The sequence below is a fragment of the Deltaproteobacteria bacterium genome (genome assembly GCA_016874755.1).
In the GTDB taxonomy this organism is placed as follows: Bacteria; Desulfobacterota; Binatia; order UBA9968; family UBA9968; genus DP-20.
In genome coordinates, this window is the sequence record VGTH01000003.1 from 24,091 (window position 1) to 40,841 (window position 16,751).

The 16,751-nt window shown below is 57.2% G+C and carries 20 protein-coding genes and 1 pseudogene; 19 read left to right on the forward strand and 2 right to left on the reverse strand.

Annotation, left to right across the window (positions count from 1 at the left end):
- The first annotated feature begins 142 nt into the window (after nucleotides 1-142).
- The 7 genes from mutY (at nucleotide 143) to FJ145_02425 (ending at nucleotide 4,635) form a co-directional block, all read left to right on the forward strand.
- Entirely contained in the window at nucleotides 143-1,207 is a 1,065-nt protein-coding gene (gene mutY, locus FJ145_02395; GenBank protein ID MBM4260269.1) for an A/G-specific adenine glycosylase, read from the forward strand.
- The gene (gene mtgA / locus FJ145_02400; GenBank protein ID MBM4260270.1) at nucleotides 1,188-1,949 is read left to right on the forward strand and encodes a monofunctional biosynthetic peptidoglycan transglycosylase; all 762 of its coding nucleotides are present in this window, start codon (nucleotides 1,188-1,190) and stop codon (nucleotides 1,947-1,949) included. Before mutY ends, mtgA begins: the two co-directional genes overlap by 20 nt.
- Before the next feature lie 102 nt (nucleotides 1,950-2,051).
- A complete protein-coding gene (locus tag FJ145_02405; GenBank protein ID MBM4260271.1) occupies nucleotides 2,052-2,261 on the forward strand; it encodes a hypothetical protein in 210 nt (69 codons plus the stop codon).
- Between the two features lie 160 nt (nucleotides 2,262-2,421).
- Nucleotides 2,422-2,613, forward strand: a complete 192-nt coding sequence (locus FJ145_02410; GenBank protein MBM4260272.1) for a hypothetical protein — start codon at nucleotides 2,422-2,424, stop codon at nucleotides 2,611-2,613.
- The gene (locus FJ145_02415; GenBank protein ID MBM4260273.1) at nucleotides 2,614-2,934 is read left to right on the forward strand and encodes a redoxin domain-containing protein; all 321 of its coding nucleotides are present in this window, start codon (nucleotides 2,614-2,616) and stop codon (nucleotides 2,932-2,934) included.
- Nucleotides 2,935-2,997: 63 nt separating this feature from the next.
- Nucleotides 2,998-3,969 carry a protein-methionine-sulfoxide reductase catalytic subunit MsrP gene (gene msrP / locus FJ145_02420; GenBank protein MBM4260274.1) on the forward strand — a complete coding sequence of 324 codons (972 nt, stop codon included), beginning with the start codon at nucleotides 2,998-3,000 and terminating at the stop codon, nucleotides 3,967-3,969.
- A gap of 45 nt (nucleotides 3,970-4,014) precedes the next feature.
- A complete protein-coding gene (locus tag FJ145_02425; GenBank protein ID MBM4260275.1) occupies nucleotides 4,015-4,635 on the forward strand; it encodes a sulfoxide reductase heme-binding subunit YedZ in 621 nt (206 codons plus the stop codon).
- 58 nt (nucleotides 4,636-4,693) lie between these two features.
- Here FJ145_02425 and FJ145_02430 read toward each other — a convergent pair whose 3' ends face one another.
- A complete protein-coding gene (locus FJ145_02430; protein ID MBM4260276.1) occupies nucleotides 4,694-7,552 on the reverse strand; it encodes a GAF domain-containing protein in 2,859 nt (952 codons plus the stop codon).
- A gap of 182 nt (nucleotides 7,553-7,734) precedes the next feature.
- Between FJ145_02430 and FJ145_02435 the strand changes: the two genes are divergently transcribed.
- The 12 genes and pseudogenes from FJ145_02435 (at nucleotide 7,735) to FJ145_02490 (ending at nucleotide 15,306) form a co-directional block, all read left to right on the forward strand.
- Complete coding sequence (locus FJ145_02435; protein MBM4260277.1) at nucleotides 7,735-8,004, forward strand: hypothetical protein; 270 nt, start codon at nucleotides 7,735-7,737, stop codon at nucleotides 8,002-8,004.
- A gap of 37 nt (nucleotides 8,005-8,041) precedes the next feature.
- Entirely contained in the window at nucleotides 8,042-8,755 is a 714-nt protein-coding gene (locus tag FJ145_02440; protein MBM4260278.1) for a sigma-70 family RNA polymerase sigma factor, read from the forward strand.
- A gap of 3 nt (nucleotides 8,756-8,758) precedes the next feature.
- The gene (locus FJ145_02445) at nucleotides 8,759-9,049 is read left to right on the forward strand and encodes a zf-HC2 domain-containing protein (protein MBM4260279.1); all 291 of its coding nucleotides are present in this window, start codon (nucleotides 8,759-8,761) and stop codon (nucleotides 9,047-9,049) included.
- Between the two features lie 172 nt (nucleotides 9,050-9,221).
- The gene (locus tag FJ145_02450) at nucleotides 9,222-9,428 is read left to right on the forward strand and encodes a hypothetical protein (protein ID MBM4260280.1); all 207 of its coding nucleotides are present in this window, start codon (nucleotides 9,222-9,224) and stop codon (nucleotides 9,426-9,428) included.
- A 245-nt stretch (nucleotides 9,429-9,673) separates the two neighbouring features.
- Nucleotides 9,674-9,901 carry a hypothetical protein gene (locus FJ145_02455; protein MBM4260281.1) on the forward strand — a complete coding sequence of 76 codons (228 nt, stop codon included), beginning with the start codon at nucleotides 9,674-9,676 and terminating at the stop codon, nucleotides 9,899-9,901.
- Entirely contained in the window at nucleotides 9,828-10,277 is a 450-nt protein-coding gene (locus tag FJ145_02460) for a zf-HC2 domain-containing protein (protein ID MBM4260282.1), read from the forward strand. The genes FJ145_02455 and FJ145_02460 overlap by 74 nt, the downstream gene beginning before the upstream one ends.
- Before the next feature lie 102 nt (nucleotides 10,278-10,379).
- A pseudogene (locus FJ145_02465) lies at nucleotides 10,380-11,474 on the forward strand (hypothetical protein).
- Between the two features lie 168 nt (nucleotides 11,475-11,642).
- Nucleotides 11,643-12,365, forward strand: coding sequence for an aquaporin family protein (locus FJ145_02470; protein MBM4260283.1), 723 nt, complete (start codon nucleotides 11,643-11,645; stop codon nucleotides 12,363-12,365).
- A 20-nt stretch (nucleotides 12,366-12,385) separates the two neighbouring features.
- Complete coding sequence (locus FJ145_02475; protein MBM4260284.1) at nucleotides 12,386-12,994, forward strand: tetratricopeptide repeat protein; 609 nt, start codon at nucleotides 12,386-12,388, stop codon at nucleotides 12,992-12,994.
- Between the two features lie 177 nt (nucleotides 12,995-13,171).
- Complete coding sequence (locus FJ145_02480; GenBank protein ID MBM4260285.1) at nucleotides 13,172-13,747, forward strand: hypothetical protein; 576 nt, start codon at nucleotides 13,172-13,174, stop codon at nucleotides 13,745-13,747.
- Nucleotides 13,748-13,786: 39 nt separating this feature from the next.
- On the forward strand, nucleotides 13,787-14,152 hold the full coding sequence (locus FJ145_02485; protein ID MBM4260286.1) for a hypothetical protein: 366 nt from the start codon (nucleotides 13,787-13,789) through the stop codon (nucleotides 14,150-14,152).
- Between the two features lie 224 nt (nucleotides 14,153-14,376).
- Nucleotides 14,377-15,306, forward strand: coding sequence for a hypothetical protein (locus tag FJ145_02490; GenBank protein MBM4260287.1), 930 nt, complete (start codon nucleotides 14,377-14,379; stop codon nucleotides 15,304-15,306).
- Between the two features lie 3 nt (nucleotides 15,307-15,309).
- Here the strand turns inward: FJ145_02490 and FJ145_02495 are convergent, their stop codons facing one another.
- The gene (locus FJ145_02495) at nucleotides 15,310-16,713 is read right to left on the reverse strand and encodes a UbiD family decarboxylase (GenBank protein MBM4260288.1); all 1,404 of its coding nucleotides are present in this window, start codon (nucleotides 16,711-16,713) and stop codon (nucleotides 15,310-15,312) included.
- Nucleotides 16,714-16,751: the final 38 nt, after the last annotated feature.

Consider the following 16,751-nt stretch of genomic DNA (forward strand, 5'->3'; position numbering starts at 1 on the left):
ACCAAAACGTCTACCTCTTTAATTTCGTGTATTTCGTGGGTTTCATGGTGACTCTCCCAGATATGTCATGTACCACAGGTTTTCTTTCCCGGAGGTTTTCGTTTACATTGCGTTATAACTGAAAACCCACCCAACTGCATTGATGCCCGCTAACAATTTCGCGCCGCTGCGCCGCAAGCTACTGCGTTGGTACGACGCCCAACGGCGCGACTTGCCATGGAGACGCACGCGCGATCCCTACGCCATTTGGATCTCCGAGACCATGCTGCAGCAGACCCAGGTGGCGACCGTCATCCCCTATTACGAGCGTTTCATGAAAGCGTTCCCGACTCCGGCGCTGCTGGCACAAGCGCCGCTGAAGAAAGTCCTCACGCTGTGGTCGGGCCTGGGGTACTACCGCCGCGCCGAAAATTTGCAGCGGGCTGCCGAGACCATCGCGCGAGAGCATGGTGGGGAGCTGCCAAATCGTTACGATGCGCTGCGCGCCCTGCCGGGGGTTGGCGACTACACGGCGGGCGCCTTGATGAGCATTGCCTTTGACCAGCGTTATCCAGCCGTCGACGGCAACGTGCGGCGCGTTCTCAGTCGGCTCTTTGCTTTGACCGATGAAAAAACCTTGCGCTCCCAGGCTGCCACGCTCGTGCCGCACCACCACCCCGGCGATTTCAATCAAGCCTTGATGGAATTGGGCGCCACCGTTTGCGCACCCTCGGCGCCCAGCTGCGCGGCCTGTCCGTTTGAGCAATGCTGCGCGTCGCGCCGAAATCCGTCTGCGGTGTCTATTCCCGGTACCAAAAAACACCTGCATCAAACCCGCGTCGCCTGGCCGCTGGCGATTGTCTGGCGCAACGGCAAGATACTCCTGCGCCGCCGCCCAAAAGATCGCTTGCTTGCCGGCATGTGGGAGCTGCCCGGTGGCGAGTTAAAAAAAAGGGAAACCCTGCAGCAGGCTCTGGGCGCCGAGCTTCGTACCATCGATTGCCATAACGCAACGCCGCGCAAAATCGGCACGCTGCGCCACGCGATCACCCATCGCAATATCCACGCGCCGGTTTTTCTCGTGACATTGGCCGATCACAAAGAGATCCGATTGCCGTCATCTAACTGGCGCTGGGTTGCGCCGGCCTCATTGCACCGCTATCCGACCTCGTCCATGACAGCGAAGGCCCTGAAGATTTTCACCGCCCATGAGAAAGCTTCTCTTTAGCAGCATTCTGATTGGTCTCATCGTGGCTGCGGTTTACTATTTTTACTTCAGCCTGCCCGATGTGACTGCCTTGAAGAGAAGCAACCCCAAAAGCTCGGCGATGATGGATTTACGCAGCGCGGAGTATAAGAAAAAAAACCTCAAGATCGCGCGGCAATTCTACTGGGTTTCCTATGGCGCCATCTCCGAGCACATGAAGAAAGCCGTGTTGGTCGCCGAAGACGCGGCGTTTTTCAGCCACAGCGGCGTCGACATGAACGAGCTGAAAGAAGCGCTCAAACGCGACTGGGACACTGGCAGCTTTGCCCGCGGCGGCAGCACCATCACCATGCAGCTGGCGAAGAATCTCTATCTAAGCCCGACGAAAAATCCTTTGCGCAAAGTCAAAGAAATCATTATCGCCAAGCAACTGGAATCGGCTTTGACCAAACGGCGCATTTTCGAAATCTATCTCAACATCGTCGAGTTCGGCCGCAATATTTACGGCGTCGAAGCTGCGGCGCGCCACTACTTCGGCAAGTCTGCGGCTGGCCTCGACCCACTGGAAGCAGCGACTCTGGCGGCGCTGTTGCCGAGCCCGCGCACCCCTAAAGATCGCGACCTGCTGAACCGTCGCAACACGATTCTCGCCCGGCTCGCCGGCGTTGGTTACCTGAGCCGTGACGAAATGGATCGGGGCCGGCGCACCGGCTTGTTTCAGAAGGTGGAAGAAGAGGCGCCCCTCTTGCAACCGGCGGAATAATGGTTATTTTTGCTGCCTAGATGACACTTTGGAAGATTTACCAAGGTCACTCGTCTAATTTAACGAGGCAGTACGGAGCCGCACAACTCGAAAGGAAACTTTATGGAACGCAACCCCAAAGGCCTCGGCAGCTCGTTGGGCGAGATGATCGCAACTGCCGGTGAAGTCGCGTTCGCCTACTCTGACAATGACAAGGATGGCCACCGCCTGGCCCGTTTGGCGCTGATTGAGCTGATTAGAAATCGCGCGCAGGCGATCCAGTTTGACAAAGATTTGGACTTTCCGACCGACACCAAAGCCACCGTCCACTAAAGATTCACGCTGCGGGGAGAATTGCCCCGTAGCGTTGTCACTTTCAGCCACAATAAATTGGAACTTTGTCGCCACTTGACCGGTTTCTCATGCAAGAAACTTTCGGTCGGCGCGCGACATCTAACGGTTTGCACGCTCTGACCCGCAAAGGAGCAGCAATATGCGGCGTAAACTTGGGGCACTTCTACTCGGACTGGTTCTAGCCGGGGTTGTCAGCGACCGCGCGTCTGCGATTCCACTCGGGAAGCCGGCGCCGGAAATCGCCGGCAGCTCATGGATCAACAGCGCGCCGCTGACGACCAAAGACCTCCGCGGCCAAGTTGTCCTCGTCGAATTCTGGACCTATGGCTGAATCAACTGCAAGAACGTGATCCCGCAGTTGCGGGGTTGGTACGATAAATACGAGAAGCAAGGCTTTACGATCATCGGCGTGCACTCGCCGGAATTCGCTTGGGAGAAACCCCTCGACAAAGTAAAGGCGGCGACGGCAACTCTGAAAGTCCGCTATCCCGTGGTACAGGACAACGATTTTACCATCTGGAAGCGCTTTGGCGTTTGGGCGTGGCCATCGGCGATTCTAATTGATAAAAAGGGAATCGTCCGCTACAGCCACGTTGGCGAAGGGGCCTACGAAAAGACCGAAGCGATGATCAAACAACTGTTGGCGGAATGACGCTGGAGCAATCTGTCGAGTCAGGCGCGACGTAATATTAGGTACGGGACGAGGAGAGCCGCGATGTTGATATTGAAGCCGAGCGACATCAAATCATCGGAGATCACCGACAAAGAGGTTTACATAAACCGCCGCCAATTCATGAAATCGACGGGCCTCGCCGCCATCGGCGCCGGCGCGGCGCTGGCCGGCATCGAGCTCGCGGATCCGCTTCCAGCCCATGCCCTGGAAAAACTACCCAACGTCAAAAAAAGCTCTTTTAGCACCAGCGAGAAAGCCAACTCGCTGAAAGACATCACCACTTACAACAATTTCTACGAGCTTGGCCTCGACAAGGAAGAACCGGCAAAGAATGCCAAGTACCTCACCACCAAGCCCTGGAGCGTTGAGATAGAAGGCGAAGTAAAAAAGCCGAAGACCTTGAGTATCGAAGAGATCATGAAGCTGGCACCGCTCGAAGAGCGCATCTACCGCATGCGCTGTGTCGAAGCTTGGTCGATGGTGATCCCTTGGGTTGGCTTTCCCTTGAGCGCTTTGATCAATCAAGCTGAGCCGACTAACAACGCCAAGTATGTGCAGTTTGTCACGCTCGTCGATCCCAAGCGCATGCCCGGCCAACAGCCGAGCCTCTTCGGCAGCGCCATCGACTGGCCCTATGTCGAGGGCTTGCGCATGGATGAGGCGATGCACCCGCTGACGATTCTCTCCGTCGGCCTTTACGGCGAAGTATTGCCAGCGCAAAACGGTGCGCCGCTGCGTTTGGTGGTGCCATGGAAATACGGATTCAAGAGCATCAAGTCGATCGTCAAGGTCCGTTTCATGGAAAAGCAGCCGGCGACTTCGTGGAACAAGATGCAGCCGCAGGAGTACGGCTTTTACTCCAACGTCAACCCTGAAGTCGACCACCCGCGCTGGAGCCAGGGCACGGAGCGGCGCATCGGCGAGATCCTGCGGCGCAAGACGCTCATGTTCAACGGTTACGGCGAGCAGGTGGCGAGCTTGTACAAGGGGCTGGACCTAAAGAAAAACTACTGATCTGACGGATCCGACGGATTGGACCGATCGGACGGATCGACTGCGATGAGCGTTTCCAAGCTAAAGCCGATAGTTTTTCTTGCCTGCCTCATCCCGCTGGGACAGCTCGTCCATCGTTTCTACAGCGACGACTTGGGCGCCAACCCGATCGAAACTTTGACCAAGTTCACCGGCTCCTGGGCGCTGTTTATTTTGCTCGCGAGCTTGGCAGTCACGCCGCTGCGGCGCCTGACCGGTTGGCACGACCTGATCAAACTGCGCCGCATGCTCGGCCTGTTTGCGTTTTTCTATGCGACGCTACACTTCGCCAATTTTCTGGTTTTGGATCACTTCTTCGACTGGAAGCGCATTGGCCAGGACATCGTCAAGCGCCCCTACGTCACTGCCGGTTTTACGGCGCTCATGCTGATGGTCCCTTTGGCAATGACGTCGACGGCAGAGATGATTCGCAGGCTGGGAAAACGCTGGCAGCAACTGCACCGTTTGGTCTACGTCGCGGCGACCTTAGGCGTGCTGCACTTTTATTGGCTGGTAAAATCAGACATTACGCGGCCGGCGCAATACGCCATCGTGTTGGCCGTGTTACTGGGCTATCGAATTGCAGCAAAGCTCATGGCAACCAAGCCCCACGGAGCTGGACATAAAGCAGTAACGGCAAAATCCTAGATCCTTGCTTTGGCAATTCCAAAACTGTTGCCTGTTGCCTCGCGGCTGTTGCCTGCTCCTACGTTTGCCGTTTGATCCCCAACTTTTCCATGCGCGAGCGCAGCGTGCTCGGATTGATGCCAAGCAACTCCGCGGCGCCTTTCTTGCCATGAATCACCCAATTGGTTTCCTTGAGCGCGCGTAAAATATGACTGCGCTCGGCGTTTTCTAGAGTCCCCACCCCGGTCGATTGCGTTGCGTCGCTTTTTTGCACCAGCGAATCATCGATTTTCACTACCGGGCCGGTGGCGACGACGACCGAGCGCTCGACAACGTTCTGCAATTCGCGGATATTGCCGGGCCAACCATAGTTGACCAAGCTCTCCATCGAGCGTTGATCGACGCCGCGCACTTCTTTGCCGATCTTCTTACCGAACTTGCTCAAGAAAAAATTCACCAACAACGGAATATCGCCCTTGCGCTCGCGCAGAGCCGGTACGTCCAGTGGGAAAACGTTGAGCCGGTAATACAGATCCGCGCGGAACAAACCATTCTTGACGATCTCCTCGAAATTCCGGTTGCTCGCGGCAATCACACGCACGTCGACCTTGAGGGTCTTGCTGCTGCCGACGCGCTCAAACTCGCCTTCCTGCAGGACCCGCAGGAGTTTCACCTGAGTATCGAGCGGCAGCTCGGTCACTTCGTCGAGAAAGATCGTGCCGCTGTTGGCGAGCTCAAAGCGGCCAATGCGCTGTTGCAGGGCGCCGGTAAAGGCGCCCTTCTCATGGCCAAACAACTCACTCTCGACCAAGCCGGACGGAATCGAGCCGCAATTCACCTTCACCAACGGCCGGTCTTTGCGCTTGCTGCGGTCGTGCACCGCGCGCGCCAACAATTCCTTACCGGTGCCGGTTTCGCCGCGAATTAAGACCGTGGCGTCGGTGGGCGCGACTTGCTCGACTTTGCGTAGCATCTCGCGCACCGGCGCGCTTTGACCGATGATCTCTTCAAAGTTATGTTCGGTTTTGATCTCCTCCTGCAGGTAAACCGCGTCGGCTTCGTAGCGGGCTTTGAGACGGTCGGTCTCCTCGTGCGCCATCATGTTGTCAATGGCGATGGCAATCTGGCCGGCTAAGCCCATCAACAACTCGCCGTCATTTTGCGTATATTGCAGCGGCGTCAAACTCCCCAGCGTGATCGCGCCGATGCTTTTGCTGCGGATCACCAGCGGCAGCGCGCATATGGAGCGAAAGCCGTGCGCGTAAGCCCGATCCTCCGACGAGGTCAAGCGTTCGGCTTCCAGATTGGGACGGACCACCGGCTTCTGCTGCAAGAACGCTTGTCCCACGGGGCTGTCGTCGAGCTTCAATTCACGGCCAATGGGCGTGTAGTCAGCGCGCTCGTAAGTCCCAGCATGGGTGACGATACGTAAAACGTTGGCCTTGGTGTCGTAAAGAGAAAGAGCCAGACGGTCAAACCAGACCACCCGATCTAGCGCCTCGGCAATCGACTTGAACAGATCATCTCGATGCAAATTCGAGACGATCGCATTGTTGATATCGAGCAATGTGCGAAAGCGAAGTTCGCTCGAACGCAGCGCCTGCTGCACCTTGCGCCGTTCGAGCTCGCCGCCGACGCGGGCAGCGAAGATTGTCAGGACCGATAGCTCGCGCTCACTGAACTCGCGCGGCTTGGTGTGGAGAATCACCAGATGGCCGAGCACTTCCCCGTGAATATTTTTTGCCGGCAACCCCACATAGCTGTGCGCGCCCAGCGCCACAAGGCTTTGATCGGTGGGAAAAAGCTGCTGCAGATCTTTCGGATACACGCAGGTTTCACCGGGAATCACCCGCTCGCACGGATGCCCCTTGATGTTGTACTCCATGTTTTCCGCGAAACCGTCGCCAGACCAAAACGCCAGCATGCGAACATTTAACTTGGTCGCATCGGTGCACTCGGCGAGAAAGCAGTAGCGCACATCCAAGGCTTGGGCCAGGTGCTGCGCCATCGGCCGATAAAAATCGTCGCCGGTGGTCCCCGCCGTACCTTCGGTGATCATGCGCAAGACTTCGTCGGCGCGCTCGCGGTCGAGCTCCGCCGCCGCGCGCGTGGCAAACGCCCGCAGGATGGCTTGCTCGTCGGCGCTAAACCAGCGCGGCTTATCATCCAGCACAACCAAATGGACGTAACTATCTCCGGATTGATTGGGGATCGGCACGCCCGCGTAACTTTGCGCGCCGAGCTCGACCAGGAGCTTGTCCTCAGGGAACAGTTGTTGCAATCCTTCGCCAAACTGACAGGCTTCGCCTTCAAGCACTTTGGCGCAGGGCGTCCCCTTTACTCGATACTCCACGTTTTGTGCGAACTCACCGCCGCACCAAACGGCCAATGTGCGCGATTGGGTTTTGCTTCGATCGGTGCACTGCGCCAGATAGCAGATTTTGGTTTGCAGCGCTTGCGCGAGATTCTTGACCAAAAGGTGAAAGAACTGCTCGCCCGTAATCCCCGTGGCACTCTCACTTAGCGTCAACAACACGCTTTGCAGCCGCTTTTTCTCGGTCACGTCACGGATAATCACGGCGGCTTTGGCCGCCCCCGAACTGTCGTGGTATAGCGAGCTGGAGACTTCGCCGACCAATTTCGAACCGTCCTTGCGCCGATAAGTGAGTTCACCGCGAAATCGACCAGTGCGGTGCCGCTCGTCCAAGAGCAACGCCAGGCGCGTGTCCTCAGGATCCACCAGGCCGTCGCGGCCCAAGGCGCAGATTTCAGATTCCGTATAACCAAACATGCGGCAGGCCTCGGGGTTGGCGGCTTCGATCTTGCCAGCAAGGTCGGAGAGCAGCGCTGCGTCAATACTGTTTTCGAAGAGCGAGCGAAAGCGCTCTTCACCCGCTGTCGTTACTCCAACCGCCGCTCCCAAATTGATGTCAGACATAGCGTTTCCTGGCCACCGTGGTCATACCATTTCGTCGCGACATTTCGCAACGCTTGCGATATTTCGCTGCGAAGGGTCGTAACGGCCAGTCGCAAAAATTAACAATCGCATTACATTTCAATTGTTTACAAGATTGGCACAAAGGCTGCTTTATAGCCTAACCAACAGCGACGGAGCACAAGATGCTGAAGATCACCGAGCAATACGAAAACGAAAAAACCTTGCGGCTCAGATTGGATGGTACCGTTGACTCGACATCATTGACAGAATTGCAAAACGTTTTGTCGCAAGGGAACGACACAAATGGCTTAACGGTTATATTGGATACGGCGGGCGTCACGTTCATGAACGAACAGGCGGCCAACCAGCTCGCCAAATTGCGCAATCAATCGCTGCACATCGTGAACGGTTCGCCATTTATCGAAATGCTTTTGAATTCAGCTCTGTACTAAACCCAGAAGGATTGAGTTGCCAACAGGAGGAGAGGTTATGGTTGGTATGCACAATGAGGCACTGCAAGACAGCCCGACGACAGCGGCGAACCAAGCGCCAAAAAAGGGGTATCGCAAGCCGGCAGGGAAATTTCCCGAGACCAGAGCACTTCGCTCCTATGAAAACGAGGCCGCGCTGATCAAACGGCTGCAAGCGGGCGATGAGCAGGCTTTCGAGACCATCTTCAACAAGTACTCGCCCAAGCTTTACAACGTTGCCCAACGCATTTTAGGCGAGCCGGCCGATGCCGAAGAAGTGATCCAAGAGGTCTTCCTGACCGTCTTCCGAAAGGCCGAAAGTTTTCAGGGCAACTCGCAATTTTCCACCTGGTTGTATCGTCTAACCGTCAACGAAGCCCTGGGCAAAATCCGCAAGAGCAAGAACAAACAAAAAGAGGTCGAGTACGAAGAGTTTCTGCCCAAGTTCGCCGACGACGGGCACCACGCGGTCCGTCCGGTCGTGGACTGGTGCGCCACCGCGGAAGAACAATATGCCGGTCGGGAACTGCGGCAATTGCTGTCAAAGGCCTTGAATCAGCTTAAGCCAATCGACAAAAGCGTGGTCGTCCTGAGCGATGTCGAGGGCATGTCCGACAAAGAAATCGCCGAGATCCTTGACCTGACGGTTTCCGCCGTCAAGACTCGGCTGCACCGAGCGCGCTTGTTCCTGCGCGGCAAGTTGGCGGTTGATCTCGGCTATTCTGCAGCGTAAGGAATGATGCTAATGCCAAAACGAAAACCAGCCGCCGTGCATACTGACGACAAGACCTGCAAAGAGATCAGCAATCTTTTGCTCGACTACGTAAACGAAGATTTGACCGCACCGGTCAAACGGAGCTTCGACCGACACCTGAAGATTTGCCCTGACTGCATCGGCTTTCTCAACACCTATCGAAAGACAATAAGCACCACCCAATCGGTCCCCGTCGAAGTCATGCCCGAGAGGACCCGAAAGAACTTGCTCGGGTTCCTGCGCCAGCGCGTCCGAAAACTGAGGCGTGGATAGGGTTCATTGCCGCTAGTCTAGTTGCCTCAAGCTAGCTCAGATTCCATCCCCTTCCCACTCAGCTCCTCTACATCTTTCTCACGTTTCTTACGTCTAAGTAGCAAAGCCACAGCAGTCAATCCGACTGCGCGGGTACACTTAGAAAATGTCAGATAAACAGGAGGTCTTAGCAATGAACGCGTGGGAATCCGTTTTCACGCAGAGTCCCGTGAATAGCAGACGCTACTATGCGTTGGACGACCTGCCGTGCCACAACTGGAAATGGCCCAAGGGCACCTGGTTCCAGGCGCGCCTGGACTATGTGCGCGAGCATGCACCGGTCTGGAGCGTCAAGAGCAGCCGCAAAGCGAGGGGGCACCGTGAAATGCGAGCGATGTAGGTCCAATCGCGGCGACCTGGCCGAATTCCGCATCGTCGGCGAGATCCTCGACATCAACGTCTGTCGCGAATGCGTTGGCGATGCCCAAGCATTAGGCCTGCGCGTGCGGCGGATCGAGGGACTGGGGATCGTTCCGACAGCCGCGTCTTAAGCTCGACTGAACCGACGCCGATCTAAAAAATATTGAGCATGCAACCTTTTGCCGACCCGTGCCATCTAAAAGTCGTAACAGGGGGACAAGAACCATGAACCACGCAGGCCGCAGCCAAGCCAAGAGCAAGCCGATTCGAACCAACCTGTTGGAGCTGCTTCAGGCCCTCACCAGCCAGACCAGCGACGACAATCTGGTGCTGGCGGCAATGAAAGAGCTGTTTCGCTCGAACCGAATCCGCCTCGCCAATACTTTGGCACCGGTACGTTTGGTCGAAGCAACCGTTCCCGTCACACGCCACCCTCGGCGCCGTCTACACTAGGAATTGTCTCCAGCAATCACCGGAGGGTCTGGATGTGAACCGCACCACTAACCTCGTCAGAACCAAAACCACGAGCCGCGCCAATCACCGCGGCTCGGTCATCCGAAATTCTCATCGTAATTCCACCAAACTCAGTATCGACGAAGGTTTAAGCTGCGCTGATGAGACTCGGCTGATCGCAGACTATCTCAATGGCAGCTTGGCTCCAGCCGTGCAACGATTCTTCGAAGAGCACCTGAGCGGGTGCAAGGACTGCACCGCCTTTCTCAAGACCTACAAAAAGACCCTGGCGTTGACGAGCTCTTTCCTGAAACGTGAAGCGCCCAAACCAAGACTCAGCTTCGCTTCCCTGCGCGCCACGGCACTGGGCCGATAAAGACTGCGCATCCTTCCAACTTCTCGCGACATCAAATAGAGTGGCAGCCACACTCCTCGACGCTTCCGCTCTGACTATTCTTCCCAAACCAAGGAGCCGTTGATGAAAGCCATCGCCGTTACGCCCGCAAAAAAATCGGTCAGTCTGATCAATCAGCACGAACCGCGTATCGAGTCTCCCACTGATGTCAAACTGCGCATGATCGAAGCCGGCGTCTGCGGCACCGACCGGGAAATCTGCGCTTCTGAATACGGCACGCCGCCGAGCGGCTTCGACGACCTGGTTATCGGCCACGAGTCGCTTGGCGAGGTCGTCGAAGTGGGCGCAAAAGTAACCCGAGTCAAAGTCGGTGATATCGTCGTGCCGATGGTGCGCCGCCCCTGCCCGCACGACCACTGCGCCGCGTGCCGCGCCGAACGCCAAGACTTCTGCTTCACCGGTGATTTTACTGAGCGCGGCATCAAAGAACACCACGGTTTCATGGCGCAGTTCATCGTCGACGACGAGAAATATATGAATCCGGTGCCGCAAAACCTGCGCGACGTCGCCGTCCTCGTCGAACCGCTAACGATTGCAGAGAAGGGCATGGCCTAGGTGTGGGACATCCAAGAACGCTTGCCCTGGGGCAAAGCCAAAGCTGGCTCGCACCGAGCCGTGGTGCTGGGCGCCGGCCCAGTTGGATTGCTGGGCGCAATGGCGTTGGTCAAAGCCGGCTTCGACACCGCCGTATATGCCCGCGAACCGGCCCCCAACTCAAAAAGCTGCGTGGTTGAAATGATCGGCGCCAAGTACTTCTCCGCGCAAACCCATTCACTGGAGGCGCTCGCCGGAGCCGTCGGCAATATCGATCTCGTCTACGAAGCCACCGGAGCATCCAAGCTGGCCTTCGACATGGTGCAGTATCTGGGCATGAACGGCATTTTTATCTTCACCGGCGTCCCCGGACGCAAAGGGCCGGTGCAGATCGACACCGATTTGATGATGCGCAATTTGGTGCTCAAAAATCAGGTCATCTTCGGCACAGTCAACGCTGGCCGCGGCACTTTCGAAGACGCGATCCGCGACCTGACAGCTTTCAACACCCGTTGGCCCGACGCCGTGAAGTCGGTGATCAGCGGCCGCTTCCAAATGGAAGATCACCACGACCTTCTGGTCGGCAAGGCAACCGGTATCAAGAACGTGATCAAGCTCAATTGATCGTGCTCGTGTTTCGTATTTGTAGTCGTCACTCCGAACCGAGCACGAGCCACGAGCGACGATTCCTGCATCGTTCTAGCCGCATCCGTCATCCAATAGCGCGTGACCGACGCGCTCAGAAATCATTGGCCGGAATACTTGATCGAAGGCGCCTGCCTCGGCCTGTTCATGATTTCGGCCTTCAGTTTCGGCGCGTTGCTCGAGCACCCGGACTCGCCCATTCATCAAGCATTGCCTAATCCGCTATTGCGCCGGTTTCTCATGGGCCTGGCGATGGGCGGTACCGCTATAAGCATTATCTATTCGCCCTGGGGCAAGCGCTCCGGGGCGCACACCAATCCTTCGACAACACTGACCTTTTTTCGGCTCGGCAAAGTAAAGAAATGGGACGCGGTCTTCTACATCGTCGCGCAGTTTGTCGGCGGCGCGGTCGGCGCCTCGCTGGCCGCGCTCATGCTCATGCAGTGGGCAAGTCATCCATCAGTGCACTACGTCGTCACCGCGCCGGGGCACACCGGAGTTGCCGTGGCGTTCCTTGCTGAAGTCGCCATCACGTTCATTCTCATGACGGTGATTCTCCATGTGTCGAATAATCCGCAGCTGCACAAGCTCACCGGCCTATGCGCCGGCGCATTGGTCGCGACTTACATCACCTTTGAAGCGCCGCTCTCGGGTATGAGCATGAATCCGGCGCGGAGCTTTGCCTCGGCGGTGCCCGCACACCATTGGCTGCATTTGTGGATTTATTTCACGGCACCCGTGCTCGGCATGCTGGCCGCTGCTGAAGTCTATCTCCGCCGCAATCGTGCCGTCGCGTGCGCCAAGCTGCACCATGAAAATTCTCAGCGTTGCATCTTTTGCGGCAAACCAGCCATCAAATTGCCATCGTAGTTACAAACAAAGGAGATCTTATGAAGACGATTAAAGTGCTAGCTCCAGTGTTGCTGTCTGCGGCGATGTTAGCCGGCGGCTGTGCCAGCCTGCAGGTCAGCCAAGACGCCGCGGCCGGTCGCAACGCCCTACAAACCGGCAAGCCCGAAGACGCGGTGGGCTATCTGCGCCGCGCTGTCGAAGCCAACCCGAACTACGTCCTACCTAATCGTGTGCAAGAGAGCGCTTTAGCTTTTCTTGGGCGCGCCTACTACGAGGTCGGCAACTTGCCAGAAGCGCGTACGACCTTAGAGCGGGCCGTCGCCCGCGACAAAGAAGATCATTTGGCGCGGCTGTATCTCGGGTTGACGCTGATCAAAGGCGGCGAGCACGAGCGCGGCAGGCGTGATGCGGAAGCTGGACTAAAGGGCATCAACGATTGGCTTGAATATGTGTCGCATCAGGGTTACTCCGGCCAATTCTGGGACCCTGGCCGAGCCATCCGCTCGCAGATCCAGCAGGCCCTGGCGGCAATGTTGGCCCCTGCGGACCTCGTCGTTGCCGGCCAGCGCGTCGGCACGCAATTCGACGAAGAAATCGAAAAGGCCTTGCGCGACGAACAGCGCCATAGCTCCGGCGGCAACAGCTAAAACTTCCCAAGGAGTCTCAACTCTTTAGGCTCGTGAAATGGCAGAAACCATTTCACGAGCCTTTTTGCGTTTGCCAACCGCTATCCCGCCTCCGGCCAGCGCATCTTTTTACCCCGGCGCAGCATCCAATGTGACAATTGGGCAATCCGCAATTCACCCAAAGGACGTAAACTAACGATGAAAGCGCAGGGCGGCGAGATGATCCAAATCACAGCACAAAGCGAACTCGAGAACCGCAAACATGAATGGGCCGTAATCCTCGCGGGCGGCGACGGCACCCGGCTAAAATCTTTGACCCGGCAGATCGCCGGCGATGAACGCCCTAAGCAGTTCTGCTCGGTCATGGGCCGCGGCACGCTCCTTGAAGAAACCCAGCGCCGTGCCGCGCTCGAAATCGAACGCGAGCAAACCCTGTACGTCGTCAATCAGCAGCACGAAGCCTACTATTCTCAAATATTCTCGGGCGAATCGATGGATAATCTGGTCGTGCAACCGCGCAACCGCGGCACGGCGCCGGCGATTCTGTATAGCTTGCTGCGCATCGCGGCCAAGGACCCCAAGGCGGTCGTGGCGTTTTTCCCTTCGGATCATTACATCTCCGACAATCAGAAATTCATGGCGCATATTCGCACCGGGTTGAACACGGTCCGACGCCGGGAGGACTTGGTTGTGTTGTTGGGATTGGAACCGGAATCGCCGGAAGTCGAATATGGCTGGATCGAACCCGCGCATGTGATTCCCGGCAATCGCTAAGTTTTTGGCGTGCGCCGCTTTTGGGAAAAGCCCAATCAAATGCTAGCGCAAGTTCTGCAATTGCGCGGTTGCCTGTGGAACAGCTTCGTTATGGTGGCGTCCGTCAAAGCGTTGCTCGAAATTATCGAGCAAACGATACCCGAGCTCCATCGCTCGTTCGCTTGCCTAACGCCGCTGTTTGGCAGCCGCGGCGAGGCCAAAGCGATCCATCGGCTCTACGAACGTCTTGAAGCGGTCAATTTCTCGCACCAGGTTTTAGCCGAATGTCCGAAGCGGCTCGCGGTGCTCAAAGTGACCGGCGTCCGTTGGAACGATCTCGGCGAACCCAAGCGGGTCATGGCTTCGCTCAACATGGCAGGCCTGCGCCCCCATTGGGCGGAGTCTGGTATGCCACAATTCGCATAGCTCCAGACACTCATCTTCTTGCCGATGGTACCCGCCTGAGGCGCGGGGAATATTGGATTCAACCTAGCGGGACTTGGTTGGCCCCGACATTGCTGCACTGTGCCGCAAGAAGGACTCATTTCAACGGATCGGTGCCCAAGCGGCCACAATCATTGGCTTGCTGCTCAGTCGACGCTCTGGCGCTGTTAAAATATTGACGGATTGTCAAACTCTTGGGTGTGATCATGCCTGACAAAAGCGAATGGTGTGTGATCCTTGCCGGCGGCGACGGTACCCGCCTAAGATCGCTAACGCGCAAGATTTCAGGCGACGAACGACCCAAACAATTCTGCTCGGTTCTTGGCCCGGAAACCTTGTTGGAGCAAACCCAGCGCCGCACGCGCCTCGTGGTCGCTGATGAAAGAACCCTGTTTGTCGTCAATCAAACTCACACAGCCTTCTACGCGCCTATCTTGGCGCAACACGCCGTTGACAATCTTGTTGTGCAGCCTCGCAACCGCGGCACGGCGCCGGCAATCCTCTATAGCCTGCTGCGTATCGCGACCGTCGACCCCAAAGCCGCGGTGGCATTCGTTCCATCCGATCATTACGTTTCCGATGACACTAGGTTCATGGCGCACATCCGTGAGGCGTTCACCATCATACACTCCGACGCGGATAAGCTAATCCTATTGGGCGTCGAGCCGGAGCACCCTGAAACCGAGTACGGCTGGATCGAACCGGCGGCAAATATCCCGGGCCATCCCCAAGTCTCAGGCGTGCGCCGCTTTTGGGAAAAGCCCAATCAAACGCTAGCGCAAGTTCTGCAATTGCGCGGTTGCCTGTGGAACAGCTTCGTTATGGTGGCGTCCGTCAAAGTGTTGCTCGAAATTATCGCGCAAACGATACCCGATCTCTATCGCTCGTTTGATTGCCTAACGCCACTGTTTGGCAGCCGCGGCGAGGCCAAAGCGATCCATCGGCTCTACGAGCTCCTCGAAGAGGTCAATTTCTCACACCAGGTTTTAGCGGCATGTCCGAAGCGGCTCGCGGTGCTCAAAGTGACCGGCGTCCGTTGGAACGATCTCGGCGAACCCAAGCGGGTCATGGCTTCGCTCGATATGGCAGGCCTGCACCCCCATTGGGCGGAAACCCCAGTGCCGCAGTTTGTCTAAGCTCTAAGATAGCTTGTCGGCCCACTTGCCCAGTATGCGCTGGCGCAATTCTTGGCTCGAGCGCGACACCTGCGGAAAAGTGTCTTTCCATTCGTATGGGCGCGTCGCGTCGATGATCGCACGCGAGTTAAAACCCTTATGATCTTTGTGGATGATCGGATCGAGTGGCCCGCTCCAGCAGCGGCGCAGGATTTCGATATCCTGCACCGGGTCGGAGCGCGTGCACACCGCCCAGAGCACTGCGTTCAAGTCGGTCGGGGCGATGTCATCGTCGACGACGACGGTGTAGCGGCCTAGATACGCTGCAGCGTGACATTCTGTCGCGATGAGTCCAGCTTGGCGGGCGTGGCCCGGATAGCGCTGTTTGATGGAAATCACCAAAAACAAATAGGCCGCGCCGGCCGCTTCGTGATACCAGACGCCGCGCACGTCCGGCACACCGGCGGCTTCGAGATCGTCCCACACCAACGCGGCTTTCAGCGGCGCGCGCCATTTGCGCGTATAGCCGAGCAGGATCGGATCGTTGCGATGCATTACTTGCTTGATCTTGACGATCGGCTCGGGCCGCGAGGAACTGCCGTAGTAGCCGGTCCACTCGCCGAACGGCCCTTCGATTTTCTCCGGGCCGGGCACGCACTCGCCTTCTAAAACGATTTCCGCCGCCGCAGGGATCGGCAGGCCGGTGAACTCGCCTTTGAGCACGTCGACTGGCTCGCCTTGAATGCCGCCGATGAAATCGTACTCGCAAACGCCGTAGGGAACTTCCAACGCACCCGCGAGAAAAATCAGCGGGTCATGGCCAACCGAGATGGCGACTTTGAACGGCTCACCGCGGGCAAAGGCTTTGTCGCGATGAATCCGCCCGTGGCGTCCGGGAGCAATATAAAAACCGACGGTGTTTTCGTCGTGGATCATCACCCGCGCCGTGCCGAGATTGGTCCAACCCTCTTCAGGATCGTGGGTAATATTGACGCTGCCGGTGCCAATGTAGCGGCCACCGTCCAGCTCAAACCAGCGCGGCGTCGGGAATCTCAGAATGTTAACATCGTTGCCGCGCTGAACGTTCTCCAGCACCGCACCATCCTTCACGAAACGCGGCGGAATATGCTTCAGCACGCGTGAGCGCCTGCGCCACTCGGAGACGAATTCCATGGCGGTTAGATTCTGCGGCATGCCCAAGCTCAACCCGAGGCGTTTTGTCGAGCCCAGTGAATTCACCAAGACGCGATAGCCTTTGGGATAGCCCTTCACGGCATCGAACAGCACCGCCGGCGAGCTACCCCGCTCATTCACAATGTCCGCCACGCCGCCGATTTCCAAATCCCAATCGGCGCCATCGATGTTTCTGATTTCGCCGAGCTTGTCGGCTTCGTTGAGCCAGCTTCTTAAGCCGTCGGGTTGTTTCATCTCTTAGCTCCTGAACTGGTTCAAACCGTTCAACCGCT